We start from the raw sequence: 9,062 nt of genomic DNA on the forward strand, positions 1-9,062 counted from the left end.
GAGGAAGGTTGCTTACACAGCACCCTCCCCAGATTCCCGAAAAGATGATACCCACAAGAAAAGCCCGACCAAGCAGCAACATGCTGATGATCGGGCTTTTTGTATTCTTGAGCTAGTAAACCGGGCTCATATCCATTTACGAATGCTTATGGGCGCAATGCTTTTTTGGCTTGCTCCAGCCGCTGTGTCTCTTCACCAAGCATTTCCTCGGCAGCCTCTACCGCATCGTTGCCAAGGCTGTCCTTTGCCTGCTCTATGGCATGCTCCACATGAGTACGGGACTGCTCCGCCTGCTCAATCAGTTGCTCAGCCGGATGTGACAGTGCCTGAGAAACGGCATGGTGAAGCTTGTCCACCGAGTTTTGCGTTTGGGCCTCGACACTGTGATTGTCGAGATTGGAATCATATTGGGCCATGTGTCACTCCTCCTTCTGGGCAGTGGTCTGCATCCATTAGCATGGATCAGAAGAAGGGGAACTATACAAAGCTGTGAATGCTGCGTACTGGAATTATTTTATAAAACGCGCAGCCTTCTCCAATACTTCATCCTCTGTAGCTGCACTTATATAACGTCCGTTCACATATACAAACGCCCGCTTTCCACAAGGACCGCAATACGATTTGCAACCGATTTTGATCTGCGCATCTGGTGCCATCTTTTGCAGCTTGGGCAGGATCGTTTTCAAGCGAATATGATTGCATTCATCACATACGCGAATATCATTGGCCATCTGTCATCCCTCCGTGCTCCGGCTTAGTGGTCGCCGTGATTACCTTGGGAAGGGTTAGTAATGACAAAGCCTTCTTCGGGGAAGTACAAGTAATCAATTTTTACACCATCCAGCAACGGCTGGCCGTTTTCCAAAATAACATCAATGCCTTTATCTGTAGATACGACGGTATCTGTTTCTTTAGGCGTGTTCAAATCCAGCCCGTAATGAGCATGGTCTCCATGGGAATGAGTAATGACAACGCGCAGGCTCTTCCCTTGGTTTTCTTCTTTATCCAATTCAAGCTTTAATACTTTAGCTGCGTTGCGAGTAATTTTGCAATTCATCAACTTCATCTCCTTCATATTAATCAAATGAAGTGTGGTCCATCGGAGTATGAATATCCGTGCCACACCATTTAACAGGTAAATTCAACAACTACAAATAGCCTCTATACTAGAAAGGCAATATTCCTATTGTAAAGAAAATCGCGAAAAATCGCAATCACGAAATTCATAAGCTTTTATTCCTACCGGACACGTACGTGCTGCTTCTCAAGCACATCGGGATATTTACGTTCAGCGCGGGTCACAAACCAGTTCATCAGCAGCAGCGTCACCCCAATGTCGTCAATGGGCATAAATGGCATGACATCTGGCAACACCCAATAGAGCAATACAGGGACGGCAAACAGCAATTTTTCACCCAATGGAATCTTCGACGAAGTAATAAACCGGGGCATGCGACGAAACACATATGACCATTGACGGAGAGATAGTAATTTTTTCCACTTCATAGGTTGTTCACTCCATTTCCAATGCTCCTACGTATATATACCCCATTGAAGGGACATAAAGAGGAACACTTGTAAAAACACGTGCTCCTCCTAATACGTGCTGATAAACCATGGAGTTTCAGGCTAACCCTTTTACCATGAAAGCACTGTTGCCATTAACATGCCCACCTCTGCCGCAATATCGTCATAATCACGCATAGGCAGCGGATTTACACCCAGCCCGACTTCAACGGTAAAACCCGGTTTTCCAAATCGCTGTATAAACCAGTCCTTATATCCCGCATCGCTGCCCCCCAGCTTTACCGCCCGGTATCCTGTTGCAGCCGCCAGCCGTGATGCCCAATCCCGGCTCTCCTTTGGCTCCAAATCCCGGTAATTCCAATAGATTTCCTGTCCCTGACTGTGTATGGACAACACCATATCAAACTGTTCCCGCTCTGTCAGATCGACAAGCGCTTTAGCCTCCGGCTCAGACAAAGGCGCAGGACCCGCATAATCCCTTCTGGACGGGCTTGTTTTACCGCGTCTGCGTACCTCTTCCTCCCAATACGCCGGAAACTGATCGTTAAGGTCCACACCGCGAATGTTAGCCTTCCATCCACGATAATCAGCACGGCCTTCGTTCCACTTTCTTAAGTCATGGTACAGGGGATGAGACGGAAGGACACCTTGTTGAACCAGTTCCACCCCATCTGGATTGACCATGGGCACTACCCATAAAGAAGTGCGGTATAGCCAGGTTTGTGGAGAAACCCCATAAATCCATAGAGGAGCCTCGCCTTGATCCTCACGCTCATCATGATGCTCCGCCCCTTTATTTCCATTCGTACTGTCGACTCCTTGCGCATATCGCTCTACAAAACGCAGCAAACATGGTGTCGTCAGCCATTCATTGGCATGTACGGAGGCGTTGGCGTGAATTTTCAGCGGTCCCTGTCCAATGCGTACATAAGGGATATCCTTTCCCATGATACTGGTGCCGATGCTGCCCACTTCAATAAACGGATACCTTTGAGCCAGGGCTGCAAGATCTTCTCTCAAGTTCTCGTATCCATACTCTCCACGCAAGCATACAATCTGATTCTGAAGGTTTTCAGGTATAACAATGGTTTTTCCTGCCACAAAATCATGCTCCGCAAGTTCGGGATTGGCCTGCCGCAGCTCATCAAGCTCCATACCAAACTGCTTGGCAATCTGTCTGGCATGCTCAGCAGGCTGAATAACGTATTTACGATCCATTGACGGACGAATGTACAGCACTTGACCACAAATCAGATAGGGTTGCGCGGCAGTCCACGGATTGTCTGCCATCAATGTATCTGCTGATAATTTAAAAGCCGAGGCGACCCGGTGCAAAGTATCTCCTTTTTGTACGATATATTCCCTCATCTTCTACGCCCCTTCCATCTGTCTTACTGCATGTTATGCAGACGCGGCGTGTCTTGATGTAACGAATACCAAAACAGCCGATTCTTTTGTCCAATGACAAAAAAATCGGCTGTCTCATCAATCCAGATGGGTGACCTGCCAAACAACAGGCGTTTGACGAATTTGCTCCCCAAGCCACTGTGCGGCAATGCTCTGGAACATTTCCGGATCACCGGAACAAAAAAGCTGATGCACAGGGGTTTCATCCCCGGCTTCTAACTTGCCCTTGTTATACAAAATCGTACTCGTTTCACGAGCCGTTTCGTCTGCTGAACTAATCAGCTTCACGTTAGGGCCCATCACTTCCTGAATCGTTTCCTTCAAAAAAGGATAATGCGTACAACCGAGAATCAAACAATCAATCGGGTACGCTTGAATCGGCTTCAACGACTCCTCTACGACCTCTGATGTCGTGTCTGAGCGGAACAGTCCCTGTTCCACCAAAGGAACGAGAGCAGGGCAGGCATGGCTCAGCACGTCTACATAAGGGGATAGTTGCTTCAGCGCAGCCGTATAGGCTTCGCTTCGAATCGTACCGATAGTCCCAATCACCCCGACATGACCGGTGGCTGTTGCGCTGATTGCAGCACGTGCCCCGGGGTGGATGACTCCGATCACCGGAATGGATACCTTTTGGCTAATATAATCCAATGCCGCGGCTGTTGCCGTGTTGCAGGCAATAATAATGACCTTCGGATCAAATTGAATCAGAAAATCAACCATTTGCTCTGTAAATTTCTTAACCTCTTCCGATGGCCGGGGTCCATACGGGGTGCGCGCAGTGTCTCCAAAATAAATGATTTTTTCCCGTGGAAGCTGACGCATGACTTCTTTAACTACCGTCAGACCTCCTACACCGGAATCCAATATTGCAATCGCTTGCTGCACGTACATACCGCTTCCTTTTTTGTTCAAGTATGAGTCGTTCCCTCTCGGGAAGCTATCCGTTGCTACATACCTTATGTTGTATTTGAGTAAAAGGTACCCCCAAATATTACTCGAAAAAGGGAAAGCCATCAACAAAGAGGCTTCATCTCAACAGCAGAAGCCTCAAAGCGAAACCATATTCAGTTATATTGTATTCATTTAGAGTTGCTTACAAATAATCCTTTTTCATATCTTCTTGAACAGGAGCGGATGAAATGCTGACTTCAGGCAGAACTTCGCATTTTTTACGAAATTGTCCGATTTCATGAATGACCGCTGAGGCCGTATCCTTAATTTTGTCGGTATACTCAATAGAGGCGTCTGTAATTTTCCCCGCCAGTTCCTGCCCTCTATCACTGACAAGACGGGCCTGATCCTTTATGTCCTGACGCAGATCACGACCTGACTTGGGGGCAAACAGCAGCGCAGCGAGCGAACCGGCAATGCTGCCTGCTACCGCACCACGGATAAAGCTTTTGTGGTATTCTTTCATCATCATCTCTCCCTTATGCCCGGGCGAATGCCCATCTGTTAATGCATTATAAGCACGGAGAGCTTGTCATGACACAGCGAACAAGCCATGAAAGTTCCTACAATTTTCGGGACCGGATACGGTACAGGCAGCAACGTCCTCCATCCGCCAAGCAATCCTCACGGACAACCTCGGCATCAAGCAGCTCCTCGAACATTTGCTGCTCGCATTCACAAGCCTTGCGATAACGGCCTGCGATTTGAGAAATCGGACAATTGTATTCCACAATAGAGTAGCTCCCGTCCTCTTCTTCCCGCCACTCCGCCATATAACCGGAGGCGTTCTGAATACCAGAAAGCTTTTCCACACGTGAAGCCAGCGTGGTCTCGCGCTCTATCTGAGGGGCGTAACGCTTCATCATTTTGCGTTTTCTGCCGTCAAACAGAGAGTAAACAGCTTCCATTCCCTGCTCTTCATCCAGTTCCTCCAGCAGCTCCAGCAACAAATGATCATAATTTCGGGGGAACTGCTCACTTCCCTGCTCACTCAGGCTGTACAAAAACGTCGGACGTCCCATTGCCTGCCGCACTACTGTAGCGACGATGAGACCATCCTGCTCCATCAATTTGAGGTGCCTGCGCACCCCCATTTCAGTAATGCCCAATTGAGCTGCCAAGCTTCCGACGCCCACAGGTCCCTGGGTTTTCAATAGTGTCATAATCATGCGCCTGGTGGGCATTTCGGGTACGATATGCTTATCCGTCACTTTAGCCTTTACACTCCCTCGGGCTGCTGACCCAATTCCTTATTTAAGTAGTCATGCACACTGGATGCAAAACGCTCCAATAGCTCGGGCAGCTCAGGTGTAAGCGGATGAAGGCTCGTCCGGTCCCAATGGAAATACTCCTGCACCAAGGGTTTCCGCAAAGCTACCAGCTCCAGCAGCGGATTAAACACGGTATCATCCAGTACGCCCTCTTCATGAATGATACCGATTATATCCTCATAGCTGCTAGCATCGCGCATAATAAATCCGTCAATGATATAGCTTCCTACGTCCGTCACCGTTTCAATCGCCAGATGAAGGCAGCGCTCCTGCACCAGCCCCTGCAACAATTCTCCGTTCCAAGCGGCCGATATCCGGCGGAGTCCTGCAACAATGTCGGTAACGGCCCCTAGCCGAAGCTCAATTTGCTCCCGGTTAACATAATACAAGGTCCTGCACCTCCCGTAACCGCTTCAAATTTCATAATCTACTGCGATGGATACATCCTTCACTTCATTCATGTGTACAATGATTTCCTGATGCACAGGGTGTACCTGATACGTTTGCAAGTCATCCAGTGTTTCGACTACAGCCGTAAGGGATACATCATAAGATCGTTCCGAACGAATCACATCCGTACCTATTTCGAGTGACAGAAGTTCTTTGATTTTACCGTTCATGCTGCGCAAAATGGATGCCGTATGCTCAATGCTTTCAGGGGAGCGGTCTTTCAATTTGAACAAAACAATATGTTTAATCATACGTATAGGCTCCTTATCTTTTAAATGTTCTCTTCAAAATTTTATCATAACGCCCCACATACGGAAAGAAGCTTTGTAATTCTATTGATCTTTTCCACCATCATTCCCACCAGACTCCTTGTCCTTCAGCAAAGCAAAAAAATTCTTGAGCTTTGGTGGAAGCGGCAAGCCCATACGTGAGCAGTTTTCTGTAATAGAGATCAATTCGTTGGATAAATAAAAATACGTCGCCGCCCCTTTCATGATTTCGGTGCCCATCAGGAGATCCATATGATGTGCCAAAGAAATCACCATCAGCATCAAAGCCTTTCTCATCAACCCCCAAAAGCCGGTTTTGCTGCTCAAGCCTTGTCCGGTCTTAATTGCCGCAGCAACTCCTGTCACATAATCAATAGCCATTGCAACTGTGAACAGCACCATCAACTGATTCCAGCCACCAAATGCAAATGTAATAATGGCACCTGTGGAAGCACAAAACATACTAAACATAGCCGGGTTAATATTCATACCTGTTCCTCCTCTCGGGGCGGTTACTGCAATATATGCAGCGACGTGGCAACCCGTAAAGTCATATGACCTGAACAGGGATAAGAATTCATAGATTCATATAAAACAAGCTGCAAATCTCATGATTTTCTGTGCAAATATGAAAAAAAACAGACCCCCTTCAAAAAATAAAGTAGGGTAGCCTGTTTTTCTGACAGCTATTCAATTAACGATGATCGTTCCAAAAATTAAGTGGAGTCAAATTGCCATTCAACGGCTCGAACGAATAGCCTTCTTTCTGCAAAGCTGCCATGATCTGTGGAAGAACCTTGATCGTAGATGGCTTATCATGCATAAGAACAACTGGAGTTCTGCCTTGTTTTTTCAATCTTTTAATATCACGTAGAACGCTCTGTTCAAAATGCTCTGGATTTTTAGTATAACGCCAATCATTGGAATCTACATTCCAATCCCAAATATGATAGCCTGCACCCGTCAGCTGATCACGGAATGCTTTATTCAAATAAGGTTTGCTGCCATAAGGCGTACGAATTAAAGAGGTGCGTTGCCCTGTTGCCTGGAATAAAATCTCATTATCCTGATTCATTTCTGCAAGCGCCGCTGCCGGAGAAGCATAGATTTTCTTTACCTGGTGCGTCATGCCGTGCAAGCCCAAACCATGACCCGCTTCTACCATTCTCTTCATAACTGCACTATGTTGACGAATTTCCGGTCCCAGCATGAAGAAAGTCGCCTTGGCATTATATTTATCCAAGATATCCAACAGCTGTGAGGTATGTGCCGTAGGACCATCATCGAAGCTCAAATAAATCGTACGGTTTGATGGGGAAGCGTTCCCCTTTGTTCCTGTATTGCCAGATTTTCCTGACTTCACAGCAACATACTGTTTAATTTCTGTAGCAAATTTGTTCAAAAATTGTGTATCAGACAAGCTCGCATTCGCATTCTGAATCCGGTATAGATTGCTTGAAGGTATCGTGATGGTAAAACCGAAGGCATCCGCCAAGGTGCGAATCGGCACCATCGTACGTCCTCCGCGTTCAAAAACATCACCCTGGGTCAGATTCAGCGTAAAGCTGCGATTATGTCCCGTCAGCTGCAATGTACGACCGCTGACCGAAGTGGAAATCCCCATTTTTTGACTTAATGTAACGATAGGTACATACAACTTGTCATTTTCCATCACTGGCCGAACCGTATTCGAATCCAGTAATACATCATTGACCCCCAGCAAAGGAGCCTTCGCTTGCGCACTTGCCGTATTCGTATGTACGCCCAACAGACCCAAACAACAGATTGCCATCAAACATACAGCCATCCATTTTACCTTCAAAAACTTCATTAATTACACCATCCTGTGCTGTATTTTATATGTGCGGGAGCTATCTCTAGCTTGTCTATGAAGTTATACAGACATGACGGTATAGACATGGCAATATAGACATTCAGTAAACATATAGAACATAAACGCATCTCAACTTATTGAATCGGAACGCCTTTCCGTTTCCCCCTTATATATATTAATAGATTACCAGAGTATAGTATGTAAATATAGTGAAACAATTCGACAACAATCTCGCAATCTCCCCGACCACCGAGATTACAAAGTTGTGAATAAATTGGCTTCAAGGCGAGTAGATTTGTACTGGGTGGCAGTAAAAAAAGACCTTGAAGGATTTCCCCCCCAAGGTCTTATTCTTAGTTATTGATAAGAGCCTTCAAACTTTCCCATGTCTGCTCTTCAAGTTCCATGTATTCCCCAAGTTGTTTAATTTGAGTGTATATAATTTCGGTAATTTCAGCGCACTCATCAAACAACGTCGCACTGAGATGTTCGAGAGCCACTCCCCATTCACCATATTCCAAGTATTCACATACTTTTTTGCTATCTTCTTGAGGTATCTGCACCAAATTAAGTAAATCTTCGATTTTCCTTTTTACATCCATATGACCTGTCCTTCCTCTATTTGATAGGGTAAGCAGTAATGATATCTTTGCCATCAGTGATTACTTTAACTTTAACACCACTACGAACACCTATTACCTCGTATCGCTGTACCCCGTTTACAACTCTTCCTTTTGCCCAATTAAGACTAGGATCGGTTACGATATCGGAAACATTATTCATAATCTTGTCCGCATGCCACGATTTAGGGAAGACGGATTTTCCAGATGCTCCCGGCCACATATGGCCGCCCCCACTTTTATCACCATTTAGAATATGATTGGTGCGTTTCGGACTCGCTAAATTACAATTGGTATTATGAACCCAAATATTAAGATCACTTACAAAGTAGGTATGGAACTCATCAACCGTCATGTTGTAAACCCTAACCTGCTTCTGTTCCAGTTCAATGCTGTCTACCTTGAGTGTATTCCCATCACTCTGAACAAGCAAGTCACCGGGTTTGAGGTCTTTGACGAACGTCCAACCTTTATCCTTTACATAGAACGGATGATTAAAGGTTGACTCAATTGTTTGACCACCCACATGGATGTTATAAATCTCATCCGTCTCGTGATTAAACGTAGCTGTGACCTCTTTATAAGCTACCTCACCTGTAGCCTCATCTTTGGATAGAACCCGTTCCCCGACCTCAATGTCCTCGATAGGTTTCTCCCCTTCGTCAGTTTGAACCTTGGTTCCCGCCGTAAAGCAATTACATTTACTTATTATCACGCCTGTTGATTAACC

Annotated in this window: 14 protein-coding genes; all 14 read right to left on the bottom strand. The window is 46.0% G+C overall.

The annotated features are described in order from the left end of the window. Positions 1–146: 146 nt before the first annotated feature. Complete coding sequence (locus ACIFO6_RS10425) at positions 147–416, bottom strand: hypothetical protein (protein WP_430040583.1); 270 nt, start codon at positions 414–416, stop codon at positions 147–149. 93 nt (positions 417–509) lie between these two features. Continuing rightward, entirely contained in the window at positions 510–731 is a 222-nt protein-coding gene (locus ACIFO6_RS10430) for a DUF1450 domain-containing protein (protein WP_430040585.1), read from the bottom strand. A 23-nt stretch (positions 732–754) separates the two neighbouring features. After that, complete coding sequence (locus tag ACIFO6_RS10435) at positions 755–1,057, bottom strand: iron-sulfur cluster assembly accessory protein (protein WP_430040587.1); 303 nt, start codon at positions 1,055–1,057, stop codon at positions 755–757. 182 nt (positions 1,058–1,239) lie between these two features. Continuing rightward, positions 1,240–1,506, bottom strand: coding sequence for a hypothetical protein (locus tag ACIFO6_RS10440; RefSeq protein WP_430040589.1), 267 nt, complete (start codon positions 1,504–1,506; stop codon positions 1,240–1,242). Between the two features lie 132 nt (positions 1,507–1,638). After that, a complete protein-coding gene (locus ACIFO6_RS10445; protein ID WP_430040591.1) occupies positions 1,639–2,895 on the bottom strand; it encodes a M14 family zinc carboxypeptidase in 1,257 nt (418 codons plus the stop codon). 117 nt (positions 2,896–3,012) lie between these two features. Then, positions 3,013–3,828 carry a glutamate racemase gene (gene racE, locus ACIFO6_RS10450; protein WP_430040628.1) on the bottom strand — a complete coding sequence of 272 codons (816 nt, stop codon included), beginning with the start codon at positions 3,826–3,828 and terminating at the stop codon, positions 3,013–3,015. Between the two features lie 202 nt (positions 3,829–4,030). Next, a complete protein-coding gene (locus ACIFO6_RS10455) occupies positions 4,031–4,354 on the bottom strand; it encodes a YtxH domain-containing protein (RefSeq protein WP_430040593.1) in 324 nt (107 codons plus the stop codon). A 97-nt stretch (positions 4,355–4,451) separates the two neighbouring features. Beyond that, positions 4,452–5,099, bottom strand: coding sequence for a helix-turn-helix transcriptional regulator (locus tag ACIFO6_RS10460; RefSeq protein ID WP_430040595.1), 648 nt, complete (start codon positions 5,097–5,099; stop codon positions 4,452–4,454). Between the two features lie 8 nt (positions 5,100–5,107). Further along, positions 5,108–5,548, bottom strand: coding sequence for a DUF86 domain-containing protein (locus ACIFO6_RS10465; protein ID WP_430040597.1), 441 nt, complete (start codon positions 5,546–5,548; stop codon positions 5,108–5,110). 24 nt (positions 5,549–5,572) lie between these two features. Next, a complete protein-coding gene (locus tag ACIFO6_RS10470; protein WP_430040599.1) occupies positions 5,573–5,860 on the bottom strand; it encodes a Dabb family protein in 288 nt (95 codons plus the stop codon). An 81-nt stretch (positions 5,861–5,941) separates the two neighbouring features. Next, on the bottom strand, positions 5,942–6,367 hold the full coding sequence (locus ACIFO6_RS10475) for a phage holin family protein (protein ID WP_430040601.1): 426 nt from the start codon (positions 6,365–6,367) through the stop codon (positions 5,942–5,944). Between the two features lie 205 nt (positions 6,368–6,572). Continuing rightward, complete coding sequence (locus ACIFO6_RS10480) at positions 6,573–7,709, bottom strand: polysaccharide deacetylase family protein (RefSeq protein WP_430040603.1); 1,137 nt, start codon at positions 7,707–7,709, stop codon at positions 6,573–6,575. 356 nt (positions 7,710–8,065) lie between these two features. After that, positions 8,066–8,314 (bottom strand): MafI family immunity protein, encoded by a 249-nt coding sequence (locus ACIFO6_RS10485; protein WP_430040605.1) that lies wholly within the window; start codon positions 8,312–8,314, stop codon positions 8,066–8,068. A 16-nt stretch (positions 8,315–8,330) separates the two neighbouring features. Continuing rightward, a complete protein-coding gene (locus ACIFO6_RS10490) occupies positions 8,331–9,047 on the bottom strand; it encodes a polymorphic toxin-type HINT domain-containing protein (protein WP_430040607.1) in 717 nt (238 codons plus the stop codon). Positions 9,048–9,062 lie beyond the last annotated feature (15 nt).

This window comes from Paenibacillus sp. NRS-1781, assembly GCF_050467745.1.
Lineage (GTDB): Bacteria > Bacillota > Bacilli > Paenibacillales > Paenibacillaceae > Paenibacillus > Paenibacillus terrae_A.

Excerpts from the sequence above, each read along its gene's own strand:
- ACIFO6_RS10435 (WP_430040587.1), bottom strand. The coding sequence starts at position 1,057 with ATGAATTGCAAAATTACTCGCAACGCAGCTAAAGTATTAAAGCTTGAA.
- ACIFO6_RS10475 (WP_430040601.1), bottom strand. The coding sequence starts at position 6,367 with ATGAATATTAACCCGGCTATGTTTAGTATGTTTTGTGCTTCCACAGGT.
- ACIFO6_RS10455 (WP_430040593.1), bottom strand. The coding sequence starts at position 4,354 with ATGAAAGAATACCACAAAAGCTTTATCCGTGGTGCGGTAGCAGGCAGC.
- ACIFO6_RS10485 (WP_430040605.1), bottom strand. The coding sequence starts at position 8,314 with ATGGATGTAAAAAGGAAAATCGAAGATTTACTTAATTTGGTGCAGATA.
- ACIFO6_RS10440 (WP_430040589.1), bottom strand. The coding sequence starts at position 1,506 with ATGAAGTGGAAAAAATTACTATCTCTCCGTCAATGGTCATATGTGTTT.
- ACIFO6_RS10470 (WP_430040599.1), bottom strand. The coding sequence starts at position 5,860 with ATGATTAAACATATTGTTTTGTTCAAATTGAAAGACCGCTCCCCTGAA.
- racE (WP_430040628.1), bottom strand. The coding sequence starts at position 3,828 with ATGTACGTGCAGCAAGCGATTGCAATATTGGATTCCGGTGTAGGAGGT.
- ACIFO6_RS10445 (WP_430040591.1), bottom strand. The coding sequence starts at position 2,895 with ATGAGGGAATATATCGTACAAAAAGGAGATACTTTGCACCGGGTCGCC.
- ACIFO6_RS10480 (WP_430040603.1), bottom strand. The coding sequence starts at position 7,709 with ATGAAGTTTTTGAAGGTAAAATGGATGGCTGTATGTTTGATGGCAATC.
- ACIFO6_RS10425 (WP_430040583.1), bottom strand. The coding sequence starts at position 416 with ATGGCCCAATATGATTCCAATCTCGACAATCACAGTGTCGAGGCCCAA.
- ACIFO6_RS10430 (WP_430040585.1), bottom strand. The coding sequence starts at position 731 with ATGGCCAATGATATTCGCGTATGTGATGAATGCAATCATATTCGCTTG.